Below are 23,754 nucleotides of genomic sequence, written 5' to 3' on the forward strand. Positions count from 1 at the left end.
TGCGTTCATCCCGTTCGACGAGCGGCTGGCGGTCATCGACGACGTCATCAAGCCCGCGTACCAGTCCCTCGTCGAGGACGAGGAGGTCGACCGTGTCGGTTGACGCCCAGCCCCGCCGGTGCGGCGGTGCGTCCGCTGGCCGGTGGGGCGCCATCCCGCACCGCAGGTTGCTCGACGCGGTCGCCGCAGCGGTTCCGGCCGACCGGCTGCCCAGAGTGGAGACCGCCACCGTGACCCATCTGCTGCGGCCGGTGCCGTGGCAGCGGCGCTCCGGGCTGGTCAGTTTGGTCAGCACCGCCTACCCGGCGCTCGCCCACCGGGTGGCCACCGTGATCGACGGCGAGTTCCCCGGAGTACGGATCGCCACCACCGCCCGGATGAGCGGACGCGACGACCGGGACCGGTTCGACGTACTCGTCCCCAGCGGTCGGGCCGACGAGGTGCTCGGCTGGCTCGCGCGGCTGTGGCAGACGGCAGCTGAGCAGGTCGGACCGCACGCCCGGCCGGGTCTGCGCACGCCGGCCGCCCGGACGATGTGGCGGGCGGCGCTGCTGGTCGCCAACGGCTCCCGCCGCCGCAGCCAGGTCCGGGTCCGGGTGCCGGATCCGGCTGCGTTGACCGCGCTGACCCAGGCGGGTGACGCGCTCGGCCTGGCCGTGCACCAGCATGTACGGCGGGGCAACTCCTACTTCGTCACGGTGGATGACCCGGCCCAGTCGGTCCAGTTGCTCCGGATCGTCGGCGCCGGTCCGCACGCCGAGGCATGGGTACGCGACGCCGCCGCCTGACCGGTCGACGGTGCGGACAGGTTCGCGAGGCCCCAGCCGTGCCTCTAACCCAGAGCAGCAATGCGGTCACCCTCAGTCGCTATGATCCCGGCAGGACACAGGAGCGGGAGGTCGAATGCAACCGGTAGATCCGTACCGGCTCGTCGAGATGCTGGGATCGTGTCCGGCGGGCAGCGTCTGGTCGGCTGTGGAACCCCACGGCGAGCAGATCACCGTGGCGATCCTCGACGCCGATGTGGCCGCCGATGAACGGTGGCGGGAAGCGTTCTCCTCGGCCGCCGAGGCGCTGGCCGACCCGGCGGCGGGAGCACCGGCCTTCCGATACGCGAACTTCACCGCCCGGATCCCCTGGGTCGCCTGCGCTGCTGCCGGGCCCGGTGAAGGGGCGGAGCGGATCTTCCTCGCCCTCGGCCAGGAGTACCAACCGGCCGGACCGCAGGGCGCGGTCGGCCCGGCAGCCGAGCGACCACCGGCCCTGGCCCACCAGCCGGCGTACCCTCCGGTGCCCCGGTTCGCCCCGGCCGAACCACCGCGCCGACGCGTTCCGGGCCCGCTGCTGGCCGGGGCGGCGGTCGTGGCGGTCCTGCTGGCCGGTGCCGCCGTGATCTGGTGGCCGGAGCGGTCCGCCGAGAACCCACCACGGTCCGGAGCGAGCGCGACGCCGGGCCGGGCGGTCGACACCCCGCCGAGCGGCCCTCCGCAGGATGGCATCCCGCCGCTGGCCCCCGCGCACCAGCCCGGTTTGGAGCCACCGGTGGAGAGCTCCTGGCGGGCCGACTGGCCCCGGTTCACCCCGGAGGACACGGTCCGCACCTACACCGACCTGGCCGACGTGGGTCTGATCCTCAAGGTGCCGTGGAGCTGGGACTGCTCCCCCGTCCCCGACGACCTGGCCCCGCAGACCCGCCGCCTGCGGTGCAGCGGCACGTTCGGCGAGCAGCAGCAGGAGGTCGGTGGCGAGGTCGTGGTCCGGCCCTGTCCACAGCGGTGCACCCCGGACCGGCAGGCGAGGATGCGCCAGGCCGAGGAGGCGTGGAGTCAGCGGTGGCTGCAGGCAGGCATCGCGACCGCGTACGCCGAAATCAGCACGCTGCGGGTCGGCGGTGAGCGGCGGCACGGTCTGGTGATGGTCGCCTACTGGCGCGGCGGGCAGGACGGGTCGATCGACCGGCAGCTGGTGCTGCGGCTGACCGGCCCGGCCGACGGGGCCAGCCCACTGCGCATGATCGCGAACTATCTCCGCAGCTCGCTGCTGCTGTAGCCGGCTGGCGGCGTGCCGTCAGCCACACTCGGCTTCGATCCAGTCGGCGAGTTTCGCGGCGAACTCGGCCGCGGCGAACGACTTGGCGTGTGCCTGGATGCCGGCGGCGTCGAGCTGGTCGAGCCGACGCAGCAGCGGGACGTAGTCGTCGGCCCGGGTCGAGTCGACGAGGTGTCCGGTCGCACCGTCGACGACGGTTTCCAGCAGCCCACCACGACGCAGCCCGAGGACCGGCGTACCGCAGGCCTGGGCCTCGACCGGGATGATGCCGAAGTCCTCGTGCACCGGGAAGAGCAGCGCCCGGGCCCCCCGGTAGAGCTGCCGCAGCCGGGCCCGGTCCGGACGTACCTCGAAGGTCACCTCGGCGCCGACCCGGTCGGCGTGCCGACGCAGACTGGCCTCCTGGGGCCCGGAGCCGGCAATGACCACCGGCATCCGGGCGGCCGCGGCGATCGAGATGATCAGATCGAAGTTCTTGTACGGGATCCAGCGCCCCACCCCGAGCAGGTAGTCGCGTTGCGCGACGGGTTCGTCCGGCTGGGCGGTGGCGAAGTAGTCGACGTCGACTGGCGGATGGATGACCACCGCGTCGCGGTGCCAGAACCGCCGGATCCTGTCCCGCACCTCACGGGAGTTCGCGGCGTAGCTGGCCACGTGCCGGCTGAGCCGCACGTCCACCGTCTGCAGGGCCCGCCGGGGCAGGGCGAGCAGCCGGCCGGAGCCGCGGCCGTCGTAGGCGGGGCTCCACACGTAGCGGGCCGGCGAGTGGACGTAGCTCAGATGCCGGGTCCGCCCCGACGCACCGAGCCGTACGGTATGCGCGAAGGCGTGGCTGGACGACAGGACCACGTCGAAGTGCTCCCGGCTGAGGGTTCGCCACACCAGCGGCATCAGCGGCAGGGCGAGGGTCTTGCTGCGGCGCAGCGGTGTCCGGGCCAGCCAGGATTCCCGCAGGCCCCGGTCGGTCACCCCGGGGTCGGACCACAACACGAACCGTTGGGCGTGCGGGACGAGGTCGGCGATCCGCCGGAACACCTGCTCTGACCCGCCGGTGTCGCCGAACCACTCATGGACGAGTGCGACCGAACGGCCGGCAAGCGGTGTCGTCAACTCCGTGAACTCCCCTCGTCTGCGTCGGTGTGCCGGTCGGCTGGATCAGCGCCCGCGGCCACGGAGCACCTCGGCGACGGTACGCAGCAGCACCTTGATGTCCAGCCACAGCGACCAGTGCTCGATGTAGAAGTTGTCGAACCGGGCCCGGTCGGAGATTGGCGTGTCCCCCCGCAGACCACTGACCTGGGCCAGCCCGGTGAGTCCCACCGGTACCCGGTGGCGCATCGCGTAGCCGGGCAGCTCGGCGGAGAACTTCGCCACGAAGTACGGGCGTTCCGGCCGGGGACCGACCACGGTCATGTCGCCGCGCAGGATGTTCCACAGTTGTGGCAGCTCGTCGAGCGACGTACGTCGCATGAACCGACCGATCAGGCTGACTCGGCGGTCGTGGGCGATCGACCAGGTGGTCCGGGCCTCCTGGTCGGTCTCCGGACGCATCGACCGGAACTTGATCACGTCGAAGGTCCTACCGTGCTGGCCGATACGCTCCTGCCGGAAGAAGATCCCTCGGCCGCCATCGATGAAGGTGGCCAGCGCGCACAGGCCGAGCACCGGGCTGAGCAGGACCAGCGCCACCGAGGCGAGTGCCACGTCGGAGGCCCGTTTCACCATCCAGCGCGGCCCGGACAGGGCGATGTGCCGTACGTGGACCAGCGGGATCGCGCCGATGTGGTCGGGTTGCCGCCCGTACGATCCCGACCCCCACAGTCTGGCCACCGCCCAGAGGTCCTGGCTGGCGCACTCGGGTCGGCGCAGCAGATCCATCAGTCCGGCTTCGGGGCAGTCCGGATCGGCGATGATGAGCACGTCGCACTCGACCATGTCGATCAGCCGGCCGAGGTCGTCGAAGGTCCCGACCAGCGGCAACGACGCACCCTCGGTCTGCCGGGCGGCCGAGTCCACGCAGCCGGCGAACCGCAGGCCGTAGCTGGGGTAGCGGCGCATCAGCCGGGCCAGCTCGGCCGCGACCGGCCCGCTGCCCAGGATCAGGGCGTTGTGTTCGACCCAGCGGCGGCGGCGGGCGAAGACCACCACCGCCCGGGTGATCGAGCGTCCGATGATCAGCAGTACGGCCGAAACGGCGATCCCCCGCATCAGGTCGGCCACATACTCCACCGAGTCGTGCCGCAGCCCGGCGATGATCGCGACGGTGCCGGACGCGGTGAGCAGGCGTCCACACAGGGTCGGCAGTTCGTCGAGGAAGCTGACATGGCGTCTGGCCCGGTAGAGCCCGCTGAACGCGAAGACGGCGATGGTCAACGCCGCCATGAACAGGGTGCCCCGCCAGTACCGGTCGGAGATCAGCAGCGGAGCGAGCAACGCGGCGAGGTCCACCGGGGCGGCGATCATCCAGGCCCGTAGCGGCCGGGTGCGGCTCGACGCCCGTGAACCGGCGTACGGCAGGACCGCGGTGGCGCCAGCCGACGGGTCCGGCCCCACGTCCGGCCGTGGCCGGGGCACCAGCGGCAGCAACGGCGCTTCCACGACTTGGCCATGCCTTCCCGGTTCGGTGGAGCGGGGCTGGTGGTCGGTGCCGGAGGTCACTGCGCCGCGGCGAGGATCTCGTCGACCGCGTCGCGACGGACCGCGTCGTAGAAGGAGTCGGCCGCCTCGGTGTCGGCGAACACCACGCTCTCGTCACCGACCCGCCCGGTGCCTTCGGTCGGGCTGGTGACGAAGGTGAGGTCGTCGCCGCGCAGGTGTCGCAGGTCCATGCCGAAGTCGAGCAGGGACAACGTCTCGTCGACCGCCGCCGCGTCGGCCGTGGCCCGGATGAACGAGTTCAGCGTGGCCGGGCTGGACAGCACCCCACCGGAGGCTGCCTTCTCGAGGATGGCCTTGATGACCTGCTGCTGGTGGCGGATCCGGGCGAAGTCGCCATCGGCGAAGGCGTACCGCTCGCGGGCGTAGTCGAGGGCCGCCGCGCCGTCCATCGTCTGCGGGCCGGCGGCGAACGACCGTCGGTTGTCAGGGTTGAGGGAATGGTTGGAGGTGAACGCCTCCTCGACGTCGATCTCGACCCCGCCGAGCGCGTCGACGATCTCCCGGAATCCGGCGAAGTCCACCAGGGCGACGTTGTCCACCCGTACTCCGGTGAACTCCTCGACGGTCTGCACCATCAGCGGGATACCACCCCAGGCATACGCGGCGTTGATCTTCGCTTCCCGTCCGCCGTATGTTCCTTCCTGGTTTTCCGGCACGAAGACCCAGGTGTCCCGGGGAATGGAGATTAGCTGGGCGCTCTGCCGGTCGGCCGCGATGTGCGCCAGGATGATCGTGTCACTGCGGGAGCCCGACGTGCTGTGCGGGTCCCGGGTATCGCTGCCGAGGATGAGGATGTTCGTGGCGGTGGTCACCTTCTCCGGCCGGAACTCCTCCGGCACGTCCACGAACGCCTCCACCCGCTCGATCCCGGACTCGATCGACCGCAGGTAGAGCCCACCGGCGAGCAGCCCACCGCCGACGAGCAGCGCCAGGACCACGAGCACCGACAGAACGATCCGCAACCTGCGGCGACGGCGACGCGGTGGCTCGGTGGCGGGGTCCACTGCCGACCCGGGATCCTGCGTCCCCGGCCACACCCCGTCGGTCACCCCGCCCGACTCCTGGGTAGCCGTCTGGTCCACGAGCTGTTGTCGACGTGACATGTCAGTGATAGTACTGACGGAGGTTTCCGGATGATGTCCGCCCGGGACAGTGAAAGATCCACTTTAATCATCCACGCCGGTCTTATCCGCTTTCACCTTCCTACCGGCCCCGCTCATGACAACGGTTCATCGTCCTGCCCTGGCGGCGGCCCTGACGGATTCCCGTCAGAACCGCCGGGCATTCTGCCCTAATCGTCCGGTCCGTAAGCCAGCGGGTGGCCTGCCTGACCGACACTGGATGGACCGTCCGCTCAACTGCAGGATCGGAGTGCCGAGGTGACCTTGGAGGCCGGTGCTGACCGGGCACGTGACCGGCTCGTCTCCCGGGGCGTGGCCGAGTTGCTGGCCCTCGTCGGCCGGCTGCTGCGCCGGCCCCGGCGCGGCGAGGACGACCTGCCGGTCGTCGTGGCGGTTGGCGCCGCCGGGTCCGAGGTGCACGCCGGGGTGCTGCGCCGGCTGCGCCGGCCGGCCCGCCGCCGGGTGCCGCACGTCGACGTCGACGCCGCCGAGTTCCCCGACGGAGCCGGGATCCGCCCGCTGCTCGACGCGGTGTACCACCAGCTCGCCCTCGACGCGTTCGGCGGTGAGCCGTTCACCTTCCGCCACTATCCGCTGGCCCGCTGGCTGATGGACCAGCGGCTGGCCGACGTCGAGGTCACCGAACGCCGGGCCCGGCTCACCCAGATGCTGCGTGCCTGGCGCCGCCGGCCCGCCACCGAGAACCTCAGCGGCGCCTCGGACGCCGAGACCATGTTCGCCACCGCGTACCGGTTACTGCTCTGGCTGGTCCTGCAGGCGGTCCCGGACGTGGTCTTCCGGGCCTGGCCCTGCTCGCCGGTGGGCTGTTCTGGGCCGGCGGGCGGTGGGGTCCCGGTTGTCTGCCGCACCCGGGGCAGGGCGAGATCTCGCTGCGACTGATCGACGGGGAGTGCATCGGCTACAGCGACAATCTGGCATACGTGTTCAACCACGACCCGGGCCAGGACGCGCTGCGCGGGGTACAGGACCGCATCTTCCGGCAGAACGAGGAGGTCATGCAGGTCTGGCGGAGCAGCCAGCGCCGACGCCCGCTGATGACGCTGGTCTATCTGGGCATCATGACCGGCCAGCGGACCGGTCCCCGGGAGGTCTCCTACGTCTCCGAACGCGAAGAGCTGGAAGGGATGGCGGTTGCCCAGTACGCCCGGATGAAGGCGTCGGCGAGCACCGACGGCCAGGCGCTGCTGCGCATCGTGGTGGCCAACGGTGGCAAGCAGATGCGACACGCGGAGCGGACGGTGGAACTGCTGGCCGGGCTGGCCCGCCGGGATCCGACGGTGGTCGGCGTGGTCGGCCTGGTGGAGAGCCGCACCACCACGGCACGGGCGCTGCGGCGACTCAACGAGGTGGGGCTGCCGGCGGTCGCACCGACGCTGTCCGCCGACGGGCTGCACCGCAACTCGCGGCTGTACCTGCAGATGGTCCCGCCCAACGCCGACCAGGCCGAGCTGGTGTCGGCGTACGCCACCCGGGTGCTCGACCTGTCCGAGGCGCACATCTACTACACCACCGGCGACAACAGCCCACTCGCCGACGACCTGTACGTCAACACGCTGGTCACCGGCCTGACCGACCGGCTCGGTGAGCAGGCCACCGCGCGGCCGTTCCGGGTGGGCGACTCGCTCGGTCACGAATGCGGCTACCCCGGTTTACTCTTCTTCGCCGGCCGGTACTCGGAGTTCGACGAGTTCCTGGAGGCGCTGCGGGGCTGCCGGAACGATCCCCCGCTGCACCTGGTGGCCGACGACTCGGTCAACCGGTACCTGGCCAATCACCAGCTGCGGGCGAATGCACCGGGCAACCTGCCGGTGACGTACGTGTCGAAGGCCGCGTTGGCGATGTGCACCAGGCTGGTGGCCGACGCGGTCGCCGACGAGTCACGCCGCCGGTTCCTCGACCTGATCCGCCGCGACGACCTGCTCGGCGAGCGGCGGTGCGTGGACGGCTCCGGTCCGCCGGTCGGCGAACGGGTGGCGCTGGCCTACGACGCGACGATGATGCTGATCGCGGCGGTGGAGCAGCTCGCGGCCCGGCTGAACGTCGGCTCCCGGCCGTGGGACGCGCGGGCGGTCAGCCCGGTCGCGGTCTTCACCGAGGTACTGCGCCAGAATGCCGCGGCGGCGTACCCGGGGGTGACCGGGCCGACCCGGTTCTCGGCCGACACCGGCGAGCCGGTGGAGAAGCGACTGTCGCTGATGTACGTGGCCAGCGTGCCGCAGGTCGACCGGGAACCCACAGAGGTCTTCTACTGTGGCCGGGCACAGCCGGAGGACCCGCCCGGCTGCCATCCGGCCCCGGCGACCCCGACCGGCGACACCGGCTGACCGCCCACCGGGCGACCGATGGAACCTTCCGGACCGCCGGGGAGTCGGGCACTGCATGGGAAAATCCCCGCCGAACGCTGACGGCACAGGAGGCGATCGTCCGCGCCCTGCTCGCCCCGCACCGCTTCGCCGAGCTGGACAACCCGGAGGCGTGTCGCGGCGCCGGTTGACCGCCGAGGAGGTCGCCGAGCTCACCCAGTGACCGGACGCGCTTCGGCGTGGCGCGGGCCGTCCACCCGGTGGATGGACGGCCCGCGGGCCGTTGCTGCCGGACCCGGTACCGCGAGGGGTCGGCCTTCCGGACACCGGCACGACCAACTAAGGTTAGGCAAGCCTGCCCTTATCGATCCGGGAGTCCGTGGCCACACCAGCCGCACCGGCCGCTGTCGCTCGGCCGGGCGCGCTCCCGCGCGACCTTACGGAGAATGATGAGCTTCAAGGACGCCAAGAAGCACACCACGCTGTGTGTGGTGAACGTCGTCGGCACCGAACGGATCAGTCCCAACTTCATCCGGGTCACCCTCGGCGGCGACCAGTTGCAGCGCCTTCCCGACCACGGCTTCGACCACTGGTTCCGGCTATACCTGCCACAGGAGCACGGCGAGACCACCTTCGACCTGCCCAACCGGGCCGACACCATCGGCTACCTGAAGTACCTGCGGATCCCGTCGGCGACCCGGCCGCACCTGCGCAACTACACGGTCCGCGCGTTCCGGCCGCAGGCCCGCGAACTCGACATCGACTTCGTCGTGCACGGCGACGAGGGGGTCGCCAGCCGCTGGGTGCAACGCACCAAGGCCGGTGACACCGTAGCCCTGCTCGACCAGGGCTGCGGCTACGAGTTCGCCCCCGACACCACGTTCCATCTGCTGGCCGGCGACGAGACCGCGCTGGCGGCGATCGTCGGCATCCTGCGGGACCTGCCGCGCGACGCCACCGGCCTGGCCGTGGTCGAGATCCCCGACCCCGCCGACGCCCAGCAGGTCGACGCGCCCGCCGGGTTCGAGGTGCGCTGGCTGCCCCGCCCGGCCGGAACCCGGCCGGGCAGCCTCGCGCTCGCCGCGGTGCAGGCCTGGACGACCGACAGTCCGACCACGGTGTCCGCCTACTTCGCCGGCGAGCAGGCCCTGCCCGCCGGGGCCCGCCGTCATCTGGTGGACATCGGTGTCCCGAAGCGCCGGATCAGCTTCACCGGCTACTGGCGACTCGGTAAGACGCACTGAACCGGCGCTGCGCCGGCGCGACGACGAGGCCACCCGCAGTGCCCGCAAAGGTAGGTCGCCCAGGCTTCACCGGTCCGCCCAGACCGTGACGTCGACCACCATCCGGGGTCGGGGCGGAGTCGGCGGTTCGACGACCTGGACCAGCGCGGTACGCCGCTCGTCGGTCAGCACGCACAGCTGGTCGCCGCGACGGATCTCGCTGTGCCGGATCGTGGCCACCAACCGGCCTGGTCGCTGCTGAAACGTGCGACACGTTTGGTAGCCGCCCGGCCGGCCAGCCCGAACGAGCGCGAACGAGGGTGTGTCCGACGCGCTGCGGATCCGGTGGTACTCGACGATGAGGTCGGCCAAGCCACCATCGCGGACCGGGCCGACCAGCCGCTCGGTGCTGCCACGGCCAGGCTCGCCGGTGTCGGCGTCGATCTTGTCGCGATAGTTGGTGAACACGTCCGTCGTCGCTCGCAGGACGCAGCCGGTGCGGTGCAGCACGACCGGCACGGGGGCTTCGACCGGCCGGTGGGCGGCCACCGCGTCACACGCGACGGTGGGTGTGGTCCGGCTCGGACCGCCGGTGGCTCCGACCGCGCCCGCGGTCACCACCAGGGCACAGCCGGCCGTCATGGCCACCCACCATCGACGGCGCCCGTCACGGCGTACGGGCTCGGGATGCTGGTTCTCCCAGCGGTGGGTCAGACGCTCCCGCAGCAACCGGTGCCGAAACTCGTACACACCGCCTACCCGACGGAGTCCCTTGTGCCGTGACTCGTACGCCTGATCGAGGAAACGTATCAGTTGCCACGGCAGCGGGCTGCGCGCAGCCAGCCAGATACGCGCGATCGTGAAGTGCAGCCAGGCCGCTCGGGCACCCCGCACGATCGCCGCACCTACGCCGAACGTGAAGGCCGTGGCCAGTACGGGCGGATTGTCGGCGGGTCTGACCACGAGCTTGAGCACGAGCCCGGCGAGCACGCCGGTCACGATCGCGCTGAACGCCATGCTCACCAGCGCGGCCCTGCGGTCGTTGCGCAGCACCCCGGACGGCCGGTCCCCCTGCGTCGTGTCCGTCATGACCTGGCCCTGCATCAGCAGCATGACCGCGCCGGCCGGCACCGCGATCAGGTAGCCGGCCGGCGCCATGTGCCAGGCCGGGTCGCGGCCGAACAACACCATCAGAATCGCCACGAACAGTGTGGCTCCGGCGGCCCCGAACGCCGCGCCCCTTGTCGACTCCTCGATCAGGATCCGCGGCCGCGAGCCGAGCCGCCAGGTAAAGGTGACCGGAGCCGGTGACCGCCGCGCGGCCTGCCACCCGGCGATGCCAGTCAGCAGGGCGACGACCACCGCGAAGGCGATTCCGACCGGCACTACGTCCATCGCGGCCCACAACCCGACCCTGCCGGCCATGTCCGGGCCCAAGGTCGTGACCACGTCCGTCCACCGGCCAAGGGCTGCTCCGGCGATCACGGTGAGCACCGTGCAGACCCCGCCGAGACCACCCAGGACGGCTCCCGTCAGATGTGGTGGCAGCTCCGCCGGCAGCCTCCACCACGCGAGCTCGCTGGTCCCGCTGCGCCGCAGCCGCGCGGCGAGGAACGCCAGAGGTGCCCAGTGCCGCCGCGCCCAGTCCGGGTCGCGCCGATCGGGATCGCCGGCATCGATGAAGGTGTCGATCAGCCGGCTCTGGACGCTCGTCCGGTCAGGGAACCGGCTCGCGTCCAGCAGGCCGCCGGGACCGGCGTGCCGGGCACCGTACCCGATGCCGGCCAGCCAGAGCATGAACGGCGTCGCCATCGCCTCGGCCAGTGGTCCGTCCGGCGAGCGGTCGAGACGGGCGAACACCTCGTCCCACTTGGCCTGATGGTGATCGGGTGTCACCTGGCGCAGGTAGGCCGTGGCCTGCTCCGGCGGCACCGGCTGCAGTTCGAGCACGGCCGCACCGTCGAGCGGGACGCGGTACCAGTGTTCGTCCACTCCATTGACAGCGGACGTGTACTCGTCGCTGCGGCAGTTCACGATGATCGGATGCGGGCTGTCGCCGATCATCGTGACCGCCCGCGCGGAAGAACCCGCCCACGCGTCGAACTCGTCGAGAATCGGGAGCACCCGGCCGTCGCGTACCAACGTCAGCGCGTGGCGCAGGGCGCGCCGTCGCGGTCCACCGAAGGCCCACCCGTACCGGCTGACCAGCTGCCGGGCCAGCCACTGGTCGAACGGCCCTGGCTGCGGCACCCGCCGTCGCGAGCTGGGTGGACGGTAGGTTAGGAGATCACCTGGGTCGCTGGCGCCCAGCGGGAACAACACCGGGATCGGCCGGTTCGGCTGGGTCGTCCCAGGCTGGGACGACCCACGCCGGGACAGCAACTCGTGGGCGAGCGCCACCGACACAGCGGTCTTGCCGGCGCCTTCCGCCCCGAGCAGGACGAGACGCCGCCTGGGTAGCCGCTCGAAGGCGTCGGCGAGGTCGGCGAGCGATTCGCTGGAGAATCCGGTCGACCAGCGCATGGCGACGTCATCACTGCCGTACACAACTCGGTCATTGTGCGCCAGGCCGGACCGCGACGGTTTGCGCAACGAAATCCGAGCCTGCGGGCCGACCTGTCTCATCTCCTCATCCAACTGGTCGTGCACCTGCCTGGCCAGTCGTTCGGCGACGATGGAAGTTCCACGACTGCCCCGGTCGCGGTAGCCAAAAGGCCCAAAAAAGCTGAAGAAGATGCCGCTCACGGCGATCGATCGGTCGCCGATGGCCGCTGCCGGCCCCGTTCCAGCAGCGGTGACTGTGTCGCCCGTCTGTCGCGTGTGCCAGATCACCCGTACCACCCGAGTCAGCTGAGATGGACCCCGCTTGTCGCGATGCTGCCGTCGCCGAAGGTCTCTGCGTCGCCGGTGTTCGAAACGTCCACCCTCGGCGGCACCGCGTGGGCCGGTGCGCTCAGACCGCTGACCGCCGCCCCGCCTGCGGTGGCCGTTGCCGCACCGGTGGCGGTGACCCGCATCTCCGCCGGCACCGCGGCTGCAGGACCTGCCGGACCAGGGGATTGGTGGACACGACCGGCCGCTTCTTCTCCCCGCTCGCCGATGTCGGGCAGTCGCCGGCCGGGAGCCGGCTCCAGCGCCGACCTGTCGGACCGGGCCGGCAGCGCACCGATCAGAGCTGCTCCCGCCAGTGCGGACAGGACGACGGCCGCCTGCTCCGCTTGGTCCCACCACAGTGTGACCAGTCCGGCACCGACCACCAGCGCGATCCGGACCACCATTGCCGACCAACGACGCACCAGGATAACCCGACCAACTTTGAACATACGCAATCACTCCCGCATCTCGACTGTGCAGGTCCGTGCGGCACGGCAGATAACTGGCCACCGGGCCCCGATTGCCGAATCAGACGGGGAGCATAGTCAACCGACTCACCACTTCTCACGGCGACCCGGACAACATCGAGCCGCCAGGAAATATCTATCAGGGCGGATGGCGCATGCTCATCCGAACACCACCTTGGCCACCCGGAGTCGATCACGATCTACACCACCGACGAGTACGTCTCGGGTTAGGACAATAAGTTTGTCTAAGCCACTGTCGACCATCGAGGCATGGCGGCGCTCATCTCACAAAGTGTCCAGCGAGGATTTCACGAACCACTTCGGCCGAACTGGCGGTCCGACTCGAGATCAACCGGCGGTACAGTACCCCCCGAGACCGCGAAGAGTCGCCGTCCAACTTCAGTGTGAAACCAGCACACTCCACGAGAGGAACGATGTGGTGAGCAAACGCTTCACCGCCGGCGCCGTCGCGACCGCGACCGCGCTGGCCCTGCTGGGCGCCGTACCGGCCGGACCGGCCGCCGCCGCCCCCGGCGCCTCGGGCGACGTCGCCGAGTACACGGTGGTCGCCGAGGCCGGCACCGGCACCGCCGAGGCGACAGCGGCCATCGAGGCCGCCGGCGGCACCGTCACCGGCAGCACCATCGACGTGGGCATGTACCAGGTCGTCACCGACGACGCCGGATTCGCCGCCAAGGTCGCCGCCGCTCCCGCGCTGCTCGGCGCGGCGGAGAAGCGGGCCATCGGGTACGCGCCACGCCAGCGCTTCGACGCGGTGGAGCAGGAGCACCGCATCGCCGGCGCGGCATCCGCCGGGGCGGCCGGGCGGCGCGGCACCCGGATGGACCCGCTGGACGACAAGCTGTGGGGCCTGCCGATGATGCGGGCGGACAAGTCACGCCGGGTCGAGCCGGGCGACCGGCGGGTCACCGTCGGCATCCTGGACACCGGCGTCGACGGGCAGCACCCGGACATCCGGCCCAACTTCAGCTACTCGCTGTCGCGCAACTTCGCCCCCGACATCCCAGACATCGACGGCCCCTGCGAGGCCGAGTCCTGCCTGGACCCGGTCGACCGGGACGACAGCGGCCACGGCACCCACGTCGCCGGGACCATCGGCGCCGCCGCGAACCGCTTCGGCCTGTCCGGCGTCGCCCCCAACGTTACGCTGGTGGCGCTCAAGGGCGGCCAGGACTCCGGCTACTTCTTCCTCGACTCGGTGGTCAACGCCCTGGTCTACGCCGGTGACGCCGGCATCGACGTGGTCAACATGTCGTTCTACATCGACCCGTGGCTGTACAACTGCCTGGACAACCCGGCCGACTCCGCCGAGGAGCAGGCGTCGCAGCGGGCCACCATCGAGGCGGTCAACCGGGCACTGCGGTACGCGCACAAGCGGGGCGTCACCCTGGTCGGCTCGCTCGGCAACAACCACGAGGACCTGGGCGACCCCCGCCCGGACTCGTCCAGCCCCAACTACGGCGGCACCCCCCGGCTGCGCACCATCGACAACGACACCTGCTGGGACCTGCCGGTCGAAGGCGCGCACGTGATCGGTGTGTCGGCGCTCGGCCCGTCAAAGGCCAAGGCGGACTACTCCAACTACGGCACCGAGGAAATCTCGGTCGCCGCGCCCGGCGGCTGGTTCCGCGACGGCTACGGCACGCCGACCCACCGGACCTACGACAACACCATCCTGTCGTCGTACCCGCTGCACGTGCTGCAGGAGGAGGGTGTGGTCGACGCCGACGGCAACATCGTGCCGGACGCCGAGTCGTACGTGTTCAAGGAATGCACGTCGGCCGGGGTGTGCGGATACTACACCTACCTGCAGGGCACCTCGATGGCGTCACCGCACGTCTCCGGGGTGGCGGCGCTGATCGTCAGCCGGTACGGCAAGCGCGACGGACGCCGGGGCGGGCTGACCCTGGACCCGGACAAGGTGGAACGGCACCTGTACCGGACCGCCGCCGACACGGCCTGCCCCGAGCCGCGCCTGGTGTCCTACGCCGACGAGGGCCGGTCCCCCGAATGGGATGCCTACTGCGACGGCGGCACCAGCTTCAACGGCTTCTACGGCCACGGCATCGTCGACGCCTTCGCCGCGGTCACCCGGCCGCTGCATCACCACTGAGGACGTCCGGTCCGGACGGCCGGGGTGGGATGATCACGCCCACTCCGGCCGCCGGCCACAACCGGTTCCGCAGCGCCACCGGTCGACGTCGCGTGACATCGCCGAATTCATCCGGCCCTTCTCGTCATACCAGCGGAATCGTCAGGCTCAAGGACTCGTCAGAAGCCGCCGACCTTCCTCGGGGCCGCAGTCATCGTCCATGATGGGCGCAGGTCGCGGGTGGACCAGGCCGCTCTCGTACGCCGCGATCACCAGCTGTGCCCGGTCCCGGGCGGCCAGCTTGGCCAGCAGGTTGCCGATGTGAGTCTTGACGGTCTTCACCGAAATGGCCAGTACCTGCGCGATGTCGTCATTGGACGACCCCTCGGCGACCTGGACCAGCACCTGCTTTTCCCGGTCGGTGAGCCGTCGAGGGTGGGCGTCCGACGCCCGGCGCGCCGGTCGGCACGGTCCACGTAGTGCTTCAGAATCCGGGCCAGGACGCTGGGAGCGAACGACGACTCCCCCGCGTGGATCCGCCGGACGGCGTCGAGCAGCCGGTCCGGGTGGGTGTCCTTGAGCAGGGATCCGCTCGCGCCGGCACGCAACGCTCCGTACACGTACTCGTCGAGCTCGAACATGGTGAGCACCACCACCCGCACGACGCGCAGCGTGCCGTCGCCGGTGATCGCGCGAGTGGCGGCGATGCCGTCCCCGCCGGGCATCCGGACGTCCATCAGGACGACGTCCGGGCGCAGCTGCCGTGTGAGGGTCACCGCGTCCGCGCCGGTGGCGGCCGCACCGACCACCACCAGGTCGTCGACGCTGTCGATCACGATGGCGAGGCTGTGCCGCAGCAACGGTTGATCGTCGGCGACCAGGACCCGCACCGGCCGGCGCGCCGGCGTCACCCCGCCGCCCCAGGCTCGGGTAGCCGCGCCACCAGGTGGAACCCGGAACCGACCGGACCGGCGTGCAGCGACCCGCCGAGGGCGTCCGCCCGCTCGCGTAGCCCGGTCAGCCCGTGGCCGGCACCGGGCTGCGGGCACCACCCGGCAACGGGTCCGCCGTCACGGACGCTGGCGACCACCGCGTCCCCGTCGCGGTGCACCCTGACCCGGACGTCGGTCGGCCCGGCGTGCCGGGCGGTCTTGCCGAGTCCTTCCCGGACCACCGCACACACCGCCAGCTGCACCCCGGGCGAGACTGTGCCCAGCTCTGCCAGGTCGAGCACGGCGGGCAGCCCACCATCCCGGGCCGCGTCGACGATCCCCGGCAGGTCGCCCAGCGACGGGGTACTCCATCGGCGCGACGTGTGACCGGCGGTTTCGGCGACGTCGTCGCGGCCGAGCTGGTCAAGCTGCGGACGCTGCCGGGTGTCGTCGCCACGGTCGGCGGGACGGCCGGCACGGCGGTCGCCGTCGTCGCCACCACGGTCGCCACGGCCCAGTCGACCGGCGAGGGCGGGCCGGCGGATGTCGACGCCGTGGCCCTGATCTGCCGGGCGGTTCCCATCCTGCAGGCGGGCCCGATCATCATCGGGGTCCTCGGCGGCGCGGCCGAGTACGCCGGCGGCCTGCTGCGGACCGCCCTGGTCGCCTGCCCGGATCGGCGGGCAGTGCTCGCCGGTCGGGCGGCGGCGCACCTGTTTGTCGCCGCGCTCACCGCCACGGCGGTGCTGGGCGCCGGCCTGACGACCGGTTGGATCGCCGGTGCCGGGCGGCCGGTCGGGTGGGCTGCTGTGCAGACGTCGGTCGGCGCGGCCGGCCATCTGGTCCTGGTCGGGCTGCTCGGCCACGCCGTCGCGGTCGCGCTGCGCGGAGTCCTACCAGGGTTGGCCGTGACGCTCGGGCTGGTGTTCGTGGTCTGCCCGGTGCTGGCCGGGTTCACCGGCGTCGCCGGTGTCCTGCCGGAGCGGGCCGGTCGGCTGCTGGCCGGAGTATCGGACGCTGCTGCGGTCGCCGTGCCGGAACTGGTGACCGGGCTGATCGTCCTGCTCGGCTGGATCGGGGTCGTTGGCACGGTGGCGGCGACGGTCTCCCTTCGACGCGACGTCTGAGGCCGCACCGAACCTGACCACGCCTGGCCTCGCCGACGACGGTTCCGGCATCCCGCCGGCACCATCCGAGCAGGCGCAACAAGCTGTTCCGCTGCGATGGCGTTGTGTGCGGCATCCTCAGGTGACACGATCAGGAAGAGCATTCACCTAATCCGATCGAGGAGGTGGACATGCGGATGTTGCGGCACCTGGCAGCCCGACTGGTGGGCAGGAGACGGATCAGCGGCCGGTACGAGTGGTGGTACTACCACCAGGCGTAGACAGCCCGTCGGACACCGGGAAGAAGGCAGGACCTCGGTAGCGGGGTCCTGCACTCGGTTAGGAGTCGCAGATGGCACCGTTGAAGCAGGGCGACCGGCCACCGGGGCCGCGCGGGCACTGGCTCACCGGCAACACCCCGGCCTACGAGGCCGACCGGATCGGCTTCATCGAGCGCAATCACCGCGAGTACGGCGACGTGTTCACCTTCGACGACCGCACCGTGTTCGTGATCGACCCGGAGCTGGCCCACGACGTGCTCACCCGGCCGGGCAACGCGTTCCTGCCCGAACTGGCCCCGTTCGACGCCCGGCCCGATCTCGACCGGGCCGCCGAGCGGGCCGAGGCCTGGATGCCGGCCCGGCGGGCCGCGTGGGCCGGTCTCGACCGGCAGGCCAGCACCGCCTCCGACGGGCGTACCGTCGAGATCCTCGACGCGGCCCTCGACGCGGCCGCCGGCCGGGAAACCGACGTGCTGGCGATGATGCGACGGTACGCCGCCGCGACGATCGCCGATTATTGCTTTGGCGTGGACGCCACAGGGTTCCCGGAGCTGCTCGCCGAGGGCGTCGCCGCCACCGCGCCGTTCGAGACCGCGAAGTACGGGTTCGCGGCCTGGCTGCCGGTGCGCCGCAACCGTCGGTTCTTCCGCGCGCACCGCGCGTTCACCGACGCCCTGCTGTCGGTGGTGCGACGCCGTCGGGCCGGCACGTCCAGCAAGGCCGGCACGTCCACACCGGACCTGCTGGACGTGCTGCTGGCCGCCCGGCCGGCCATGCCGGACCGGGCGGTCGTGTCGACGCTGCGCCCGGTCCTGCTCGGCGGACACGGCGTGCCGGCCGCCGCGCTGACCTCGCTGGTCTGGGAACTCGCCGGCCGACCGGAGCTTGTCGCCGCGCTGCGGGCGGAGGCGGGCGGGCCGGCCGGGTCCGGCGACCCGCCGCCGGCGGCCCGGCTACCGCTGGCCGAGGCCGTGGTCAACGAGGCGCTGCGGCTGTATCCGCCGGCGTGGCTGATGACGCGGACCGCCCGTACGACCACCGGGTTGGGTCCGTGGACGCTGCGACCCGGCGACGAGGTGCTGATCGGCGCCTACCTGATCCACCGGGATCCACGGTGGTGGCAGCGGCCCGACGAGTTCGACCCCGGCCGGTGGGCCGCCGGTCGGCCGGCACCGGGGGCGGCGTTCCTGCCCTTCGGCGCCGGGCCCCGGGTCTGCATCGGTACGGCGTTGACCATGCGCCAGCTCACCCTCACCGTCTCCCGGCTGGCCCAGCGCGGTTCGGTGGAGTCGTCGAACGCCGCCGCCATCCGGCTGCGGTTCGCCGGCCGGCTCGCACCGGCCGGCCTGCTGGCCCGTTTTGTCGACGGAAAGTCGTGATCACATTCCGTTGCATCAAGGCAACCGGTGTGCAATGGTCATAAGAATCACTCACCTCGATCGAGCGAGGAGGTAGCCATGCGGACACTGCGCCACCTGGCCGCCCGACTGGCCGGCAGGAAGCGGGTCAGCGGCCGGTACATGTACTGGCCCTACCACTACGAGTAGACCGAACCCGCCGGACGTCGAGGTCGACGTCGACGACTACTGCGGGACAGAGTCCCCGGGCATCACCGTTCGGTGGTGCCCGGGGACTCTCCCTGTCCGCCGGTCCGGACCGGTGTTCCAGCCTGTCCGGACCGGCGTTGGAGCCGCTGGTCAGCTGACCGTGCAGGCGGCACCGTTGAGGGTGAACGAGCTCGGCGCCCCGGCGTTGCCGGTGTGGGTGGCCTGGAAGCCGATGTCCACCGAGCCGTTGACCGGGATACTGGCGTCGTAGGACATGTTGCGGGCCGTCACCTGCCCCGAACTCGGTGAGTAGCTGGCGTTCCAGCCCCCGGTGATGGTCTGCCCACCGGGCAGGGTGAAGAACAGCGACCAGCCGTTGACGGCGCTGGAACCGGTGTTGGTGATCCGGAAGTTCCCGGTCAGCCCGTTGTTCCAGGCGGTGATGGTGGCCGCGACCCGGCAGGCACCGGCGGGTGGCGGAGCCGTCGTCGGTGGCGGTGCGGTCGTCGGCGGTGGGGTCGAGGTCAACCCGAAGAACTCGATGGCAACGGCGGCCATGCCGCCGCTCGGCAGGCTGTGGCCGGCGCCCTGGATGCTGTACGCCTCGACCTGGACGATGCCGGAGCTGTCAGCGAACTGGCGGCGGTCACCCCACTGCTGCGGTGTTCGGTTCATGTTGCCGCCGGTGCACTGACTGCTCCACGGCGGATAGTCCGCCGCGTTGGCGAAACAGTTGTACGGAACTCCCATGAAGGCCGACCCGGCCTTGAACACATCCGGGTAGACGGCCAGCATGTGATTGGTCATCATGCCGCCGGACGAACTGCCGGTGGCGTACACCCGGTTGGGGTCGCCACCGTACTGCTGCTGGGCGTACTGGACCATCGACATGATCGACACCGGGTCGCTGCCGCCGCCCCGCCGCTTCGCCGCCTCGGACCAGACGTCGAAGCAGTTGCCGAAGCCGGCCTGCTGGGTGGCGGTCGGGTAGATCACAATGAAGCCGTACCGGTCGGACAGTGAGGCGAACTCACTGCCGGAGTAGAAGCCGGGCCCGGATCCGCCGCAGCCGTGCATCGCCACGACGATCGCCGGGTTCGCCGGACGGCCGTCCGGCACGTAGACGTGCATCTGCATCCCGCCCGGGTTGTTACCGAAGTTGGTCACCTGGACCAACGACGCCGCGTACGCCGGCCGGAGCGCCGGGACGACCAGGCCGGCGGCGACCAGCGACATCGCCATGCCGAGCAGCAGTTTCGTCTGACTCTCATGCACCTGACTCCTTCCTGTCGTGCGCTGTCCCCTGTCGTGTGCCGGCCGGCGGGACGTCCGGCCCTGCCCCGCCCGGCCTTCGCACGGCAACGTGTGGCACTTGGTGTTCCCGCCGGACAGACAAGTGAATCGATACAGCTCGATCGCAATTTCGGGTCGTTGCCAGGAACCCGCTTCGCCGGTGACGCGGCCCCCGACGACGTGCGGGCCCACACCACCGGCGATCTGTTGGCAGGAGTCCAGCCAGCCGGCCCCGGCCCCGGCTACAACCCGGGCCCCGGTTTCAGCCCTGCCCCAGGCCTAGGAACGGACCTCGGCCTGGGCCTCGGAGCCGGAGCCGGAGCCGGAGCCGGTGACCAGACGACGCAAGCCGGGTCGGCGACCCGTACCGTCGGACGGTGACCACGACCGGGCCGCAGCGCCCCGACGTCCGCGTGGTCGCCGTCGGCGTCGGCGCCTACCAGGCCGGCGACGGCTGGACCCTGACCGGGCCGGTCGACGACGCCGTCCGGATCGCACGGTTCTTCGTCGCCCACGGCGTACCCACCGGGAACGTGGACCTGCTCACCGGCCCGGCACCCCCGGCCGACGACCTGCCGGCTGGGGTACGGCGGCGACCCGCCGACCGCGCCACCGTCCGCCAACTGCTGCTGCGCGAGCTGCCTGCCAGCTCCGCGCGGGAACTGTACGTCTACTGGGGCGGCCACGGCTTCGTCGACCCGCGTCGGCGACGCCGGCTGTACTACGCCGACGCCACCGACGCCGACGCCGTCAACCTCGACCTGGACTCGCTGCTGGCGACGTACGCCTCGGACCTCGTCGCGGCGCTGCACCGGCAGCTGTGGCTGGTCGATGTCTGCCAGACGCACGGCCCGGCCCGGCCGCGCCGGATCGACGGGCACGAGACCTTCCCGATCGGCGACCCGGTCGCCGGACGCAGCCAGGACGTGCTGTTCGCCGCCGCCGCCGGCCAACCCGCCGCCAACCTGGACCGGCAGCGGACCGGCCTGTTCAGCCGGGAGCTGCTGCGGTTGATGGACGCCGACGGCCTCACGGCGCTGGCCGACCCGCAACGGCTCGCGGAGCGGCTGCGGGCCCGGTTCACCACGCTACGGGCCGACGGTCTGACCGGGCAGACCCCCACCTACCTGTGGTACCGCGACGCGTCCGGCGACGAAGGTCTGCTGCTGGCGGCGGACCCGGGCGGGTCGCGCAAGCCCGTCGAGAGGTTGGTGCGGCCGTCAACGGCGGCGATCGGCGCGGTGGTGGACGCGCTGTTGGAGATTCCGGAGTTCCGCCGGCCGAACGACCGCGAGGAAATTCTGTCTCTGCTGCCCCCGTCGGTGTACGCCTCGATCCGGCGCAACCCAGCGACCCGGATCGACGCCGTCAGCATCGTCCGAGGCTGCCTGCACCACGCCACCGGACTGTCCGAACTCGTCGCCGCCGTACGCTTCTTCACCAGCGACGACGCTGCCGTCGACCACCTCGCCGAGACGGTCCGGCGGCTCGCCGGGTAGCTACCGCCGGTCGACGCCGGCGCTGTGACGCATGCGCCCCGGCGCTTCCGTTGCCGTGCGGGGATAAGCGATGATGAGGACATCGACCGTCACCTTTCGTGAAGGGCTACCGCTGATGGACAGCACCCCGGCCGGTATCGAGTCCGAGATGCTCGATCTGTCGACGGTAGACGTGGCGACGCTGCGCGGCGTCGACGACTCCGACATGACCGCCGCGATGGTCCGGGTACGGCAGCGGATCGCCGACGCCGAGGGCAGCATCAGCGGCTACAGCGGATCGTTCGCCGGTCGGGCCACCGGAGCCGACCCCCTGGCGGAAGACCGGATCGGTTGACGGGCCGGGCGGCGGCACCCACCCACGCAATCGCCGTCGACGACTTCCGGCAACTGGCCAGCACCGGCGGCGACGAACGGACCGCAGCAGCCCTGCGCGGCTCCGAACGTAGCTGGCGGCTGACCGCGCTGCGCGCACTGGTGGACGCCGTCGCGCGCCGCACCGACGCCGCCGGCCCGCTGTCCGGTGTCGACACCGCGTGGCAACTGCTGGTCCGTGCCGACCGCGCCGACCCGGACGCCACCGAGGAGGTCGTCGCCCAACCGCAGGTCGGCATCTGGGTGGCGCACACCCTGCGCCGGCTCACCTCGGCAGGGTCCGGCGACCCGCCGCTCTGGGTCGACGTCGGCTACCTGCACTCGCTGGCCGCCGCCGCTGCGGTCCGCGCCGGGCTCAGCTTCGACCTCGTGGTCCCGGCCCGCCACGGCCACCTCGCGCTGCCCACCGTCGCCGCCGTGGAACTCCCCCCGCGGATCGAGCGGGTACAGGTGGTCGCAGCCGCCGGCACGGTCACGGTCACCGCGGGCGGCACCGACCCGGTCGGCCCCGGCGACCCCCACTGGCATCCGCCGGTCCGGCTGGTCGCCACCGCTGGCGGGATCGACCTGCGGGTGGAACTGCTCGATCGGGACGTCTACCGGGACCTGCGCGGACCGGCAGCGCCGGCACCGCTGAGCACCGACCAGGTGCGCCGCTGGCAGGCCCAGCTCCAGCAGGCCTGGGAGCTGCTGGTACGGCAGCAGCCGCAGCGCGCCCGGACGGTCGCGGCGATCCTGCGGACCGTCGCGCCGTTGCCGGCCCGGGAACGGTTCCGCCAACTGTCCGCCTCCGGCGCGGAAGCCTTCGGCACCATTCTGCTGTCCGAACCGGACGACGCCACCCAGCTGGCGATGACGCTGGTACACGAGATCCAGCACCACAAACTGGGCGCGCTGGCCCATCTGCTGACCCTGGTGAACGACGATCCCGACCGGCGGTTCTACGCACCATGGCGCGACGACCCGCGCCCTGTCGCCGGGCTGCTGCAGGGGGTGTACGCGTTCGCCGGGATCACCGACTTCTGGCGGGTGCACCGGCGGCACGCCCCGGCCGGGCAGGTCGCGTTGGCCAACTTCGAGTTCGCGCTCTGGCGTCGCCAGACCCGGCACGCGGTGCGGTCACTGCTCGACTCGGGCCGGCTGACCGGGCACGGCACCCGGTTCGTCGAAATCCTGCACGACACGGTCGCCACGTTCGAGACCGAGCAGGTACCGGCCGGCCCGCAACGGTTGGCCGACCGGATGGCCGTCGACCACCGGGCGCTGTGGCGGGCGCACAACCTGCGGCTCGACGCCGCCGCACGGACCGAGCTGGCCGCCGCCTGGGCCGGCCGACGGCCGTTGCCGGCCTGCCTGGCGGACGCCCGGGACGGCCGGCCGGCCACGCTGACCCGCCCCGACCGGGCCTGGTTCGACGCCCGCGCGGTGCTGACCCGCCACCGGCTGACCGACCCGGCCGGCTTCGACCGACTGACCGCCGCCACGGACACCGTAACCGGCCTGGTCACCGGCGCGACCGCCGCCGACGTCGCACTGGTCGGCGGCGACGCCGACCGGGCCCGCGCCGGCTACCTGCGGCAGCTGGCAGCCGATCTGGCGGCCGGGACAACGGCGGCGCACAGCTGGATCGGGCTGGGACTGACCTGGCCGGACGGGTCGACGCATCCGGCGGCGCGGGCCCTGCTGCACCGGCCGGAACTGGTGATGGAGACGCTGCGGCATGCCGCCCGCCGGGGCGCCCCGGTCGACGTACCCGATCCGGTCGAGCTGGCGGCCTGGGTCGGTGCCGGACTGCCCGCCGACGCGCACCGGCCGGCGGATCCGGCCGGCTGGCTGCTTCTGAACCGGACCCGCCGCTGAATCCGGGTCCGGCCGTACAGTTCCGGAGCGAACCC

At 71.7% G+C, this 23,754-nt stretch carries 18 protein-coding genes and 1 pseudogene; 11 read left to right on the forward strand and 8 right to left on the reverse strand.

Translation table 11 applies throughout. The features are described 5' to 3' along the window. Nucleotides 1-92 precede the first annotated feature (92 nt). Both ACFHW1_RS26660 and ACFHW1_RS26665 read left to right on the forward strand, forming a co-directional pair. On the forward strand, nt 93-788 hold the full coding sequence (locus ACFHW1_RS26660; RefSeq protein ID WP_416556871.1) for a hypothetical protein: 696 nt from the start codon (nt 93-95) through the stop codon (nt 786-788). A 115-nt stretch (nt 789-903) separates the two neighbouring features. Continuing rightward, the gene (locus tag ACFHW1_RS26665) at nt 904-2,049 is read left to right on the forward strand and encodes a hypothetical protein (RefSeq protein WP_416556870.1); all 1,146 of its coding nucleotides are present in this window, start codon (nt 904-906) and stop codon (nt 2,047-2,049) included. A gap of 18 nt (nt 2,050-2,067) precedes the next feature. Here ACFHW1_RS26665 and ACFHW1_RS26670 read toward each other — a convergent pair whose 3' ends face one another. From ACFHW1_RS26670 to ACFHW1_RS26680, 3 genes are read right to left on the reverse strand one after another with little or no spacing between them, the layout of a single operon-like run. Beyond that, nucleotides 2,068-3,159, reverse strand: coding sequence for a glycosyltransferase (locus tag ACFHW1_RS26670; protein WP_416556869.1), 1,092 nt, complete (start codon nt 3,157-3,159; stop codon nt 2,068-2,070). Nucleotides 3,160-3,204: 45 nt separating this feature from the next. After that, entirely contained in the window at nt 3,205-4,647 is a 1,443-nt protein-coding gene (locus ACFHW1_RS26675) for a sugar transferase (RefSeq protein ID WP_416556868.1), read from the reverse strand. Nucleotides 4,648-4,703: 56 nt separating this feature from the next. Beyond that, nucleotides 4,704-5,810 (reverse strand): LCP family protein, encoded by a 1,107-nt coding sequence (locus tag ACFHW1_RS26680; RefSeq protein ID WP_416556867.1) that lies wholly within the window; start codon nt 5,808-5,810, stop codon nt 4,704-4,706. Between the two features lie 276 nt (nt 5,811-6,086). On the opposite strand from ACFHW1_RS26680, the gene ACFHW1_RS26685 reads away from it, so the two are divergent. From ACFHW1_RS26685 to ACFHW1_RS26695, 3 genes are all read left to right on the forward strand, one after another. Next, nucleotides 6,087-6,728 (forward strand): hypothetical protein, encoded by a 642-nt coding sequence (locus tag ACFHW1_RS26685; RefSeq protein WP_416569335.1) that lies wholly within the window; start codon nt 6,087-6,089, stop codon nt 6,726-6,728. A gap of 41 nt (nt 6,729-6,769) precedes the next feature. Continuing rightward, on the forward strand, nt 6,770-8,173 hold the full coding sequence (locus ACFHW1_RS26690; RefSeq protein WP_416569334.1) for a hypothetical protein: 1,404 nt from the start codon (nt 6,770-6,772) through the stop codon (nt 8,171-8,173). 428 nt (nt 8,174-8,601) lie between these two features. Further along, nucleotides 8,602-9,396: a siderophore-interacting protein gene (locus ACFHW1_RS26695; RefSeq protein WP_416556864.1), complete on the forward strand. Its 795-nt coding sequence runs from the start codon at nt 8,602-8,604 to the stop codon at nt 9,394-9,396. Between the two features lie 66 nt (nt 9,397-9,462). Here the strand turns inward: ACFHW1_RS26695 and ACFHW1_RS26700 are convergent, their stop codons facing one another. Continuing rightward, nucleotides 9,463-11,922, reverse strand: coding sequence for a hypothetical protein (locus tag ACFHW1_RS26700; RefSeq protein WP_416616394.1), 2,460 nt, complete (start codon nt 11,920-11,922; stop codon nt 9,463-9,465). A gap of 299 nt (nt 11,923-12,221) precedes the next feature. Then, complete coding sequence (locus tag ACFHW1_RS26705; protein WP_416616396.1) at nt 12,222-12,671, reverse strand: hypothetical protein; 450 nt, start codon at nt 12,669-12,671, stop codon at nt 12,222-12,224. A gap of 484 nt (nt 12,672-13,155) precedes the next feature. On the opposite strand from ACFHW1_RS26705, the gene ACFHW1_RS26710 reads away from it, so the two are divergent. After that, nucleotides 13,156-14,850: a S8 family serine peptidase gene (locus ACFHW1_RS26710; RefSeq protein WP_416616399.1), complete on the forward strand. Its 1,695-nt coding sequence runs from the start codon at nt 13,156-13,158 to the stop codon at nt 14,848-14,850. 147 nt (nt 14,851-14,997) lie between these two features. Here ACFHW1_RS26710 and ACFHW1_RS26715 read toward each other — a convergent pair. Both ACFHW1_RS26715 and ACFHW1_RS26720 read right to left on the reverse strand, forming a co-directional pair. Continuing rightward, nucleotides 14,998-15,740 (reverse strand): annotated as a pseudogene (locus tag ACFHW1_RS26715) (response regulator transcription factor). Further along, nucleotides 15,737-16,063 (reverse strand): sensor histidine kinase, encoded by a 327-nt coding sequence (locus ACFHW1_RS26720; RefSeq protein WP_416556860.1) that lies wholly within the window; start codon nt 16,061-16,063, stop codon nt 15,737-15,739. The pseudogene ACFHW1_RS26715 and the gene ACFHW1_RS26720 overlap by 4 nt, the downstream one beginning before the upstream one ends. Before the next feature lie 81 nt (nt 16,064-16,144). On the opposite strand from ACFHW1_RS26720, the gene ACFHW1_RS26725 reads away from it, so the two are divergent. Together ACFHW1_RS26725 and ACFHW1_RS26730 are read left to right on the forward strand one after the other, a co-directional pair. After that, complete coding sequence (locus tag ACFHW1_RS26725; protein WP_416616401.1) at nt 16,145-16,888, forward strand: hypothetical protein; 744 nt, start codon at nt 16,145-16,147, stop codon at nt 16,886-16,888. A gap of 331 nt (nt 16,889-17,219) precedes the next feature. Further along, a complete protein-coding gene (locus ACFHW1_RS26730; RefSeq protein ID WP_416556858.1) occupies nt 17,220-18,527 on the forward strand; it encodes a cytochrome P450 in 1,308 nt (435 codons plus the stop codon). 318 nt (nt 18,528-18,845) lie between these two features. On the opposite strand, the gene ACFHW1_RS26735 is transcribed toward ACFHW1_RS26730, so the two are convergent. After that, nucleotides 18,846-19,937, reverse strand: a complete 1,092-nt coding sequence (locus ACFHW1_RS26735; RefSeq protein WP_416569337.1) for a PHB depolymerase family esterase — start codon at nt 19,935-19,937, stop codon at nt 18,846-18,848. Between the two features lie 428 nt (nt 19,938-20,365). Here ACFHW1_RS26735 and ACFHW1_RS26740 point away from each other — a divergent pair, with 428 nt between their 5' ends. From ACFHW1_RS26740 to ACFHW1_RS26750, 3 genes are all read left to right on the forward strand, one after another. Next, nucleotides 20,366-21,487: an effector-associated domain 2-containing protein gene (locus ACFHW1_RS26740; RefSeq protein ID WP_416616403.1), complete on the forward strand. Its 1,122-nt coding sequence runs from the start codon at nt 20,366-20,368 to the stop codon at nt 21,485-21,487. 73 nt (nt 21,488-21,560) lie between these two features. After that, nucleotides 21,561-21,821, forward strand: a complete 261-nt coding sequence (locus tag ACFHW1_RS26745; protein WP_416556856.1) for a hypothetical protein — start codon at nt 21,561-21,563, stop codon at nt 21,819-21,821. Further along, nucleotides 21,818-23,719, forward strand: a complete 1,902-nt coding sequence (locus ACFHW1_RS26750) for an aKG-HExxH-type peptide beta-hydroxylase (RefSeq protein WP_416591820.1) — start codon at nt 21,818-21,820, stop codon at nt 23,717-23,719. The genes ACFHW1_RS26745 and ACFHW1_RS26750 overlap by 4 nt, the downstream gene beginning before the upstream one ends. Nucleotides 23,720-23,754 lie beyond the last annotated feature (35 nt).

It is taken from the genome of Micromonospora sp. LOL_014 (assembly GCF_048060245.1).
In the GTDB taxonomy this organism is placed as follows: Bacteria; Actinomycetota; Actinomycetes; order Mycobacteriales; family Micromonosporaceae; genus Micromonospora_E.

Bases quoted from the DNA above. Each gene is read 5' to 3' on its own strand.
- ACFHW1_RS26665 (WP_416556870.1), top strand. From the start codon at position 904: ATGCAACCGGTAGATCCGTACCGGCTCGTCGAGATGCTGGGATCGTGT.
- ACFHW1_RS26680 (WP_416556867.1), bottom strand. From the start codon at position 5,810: ATGTCACGTCGACAACAGCTCGTGGACCAGACGGCTACCCAGGAGTCG.
- ACFHW1_RS26695 (WP_416556864.1), top strand. From the start codon at position 8,602: ATGAGCTTCAAGGACGCCAAGAAGCACACCACGCTGTGTGTGGTGAAC.
- ACFHW1_RS26730 (WP_416556858.1), top strand. From the start codon at position 17,220: ATGGCACCGTTGAAGCAGGGCGACCGGCCACCGGGGCCGCGCGGGCAC.
- ACFHW1_RS26735 (WP_416569337.1), bottom strand. From the start codon at position 19,937: ATGGCGATGTCGCTGGTCGCCGCCGGCCTGGTCGTCCCGGCGCTCCGG.
- ACFHW1_RS26745 (WP_416556856.1), top strand. From the start codon at position 21,561: ATGAGGACATCGACCGTCACCTTTCGTGAAGGGCTACCGCTGATGGAC.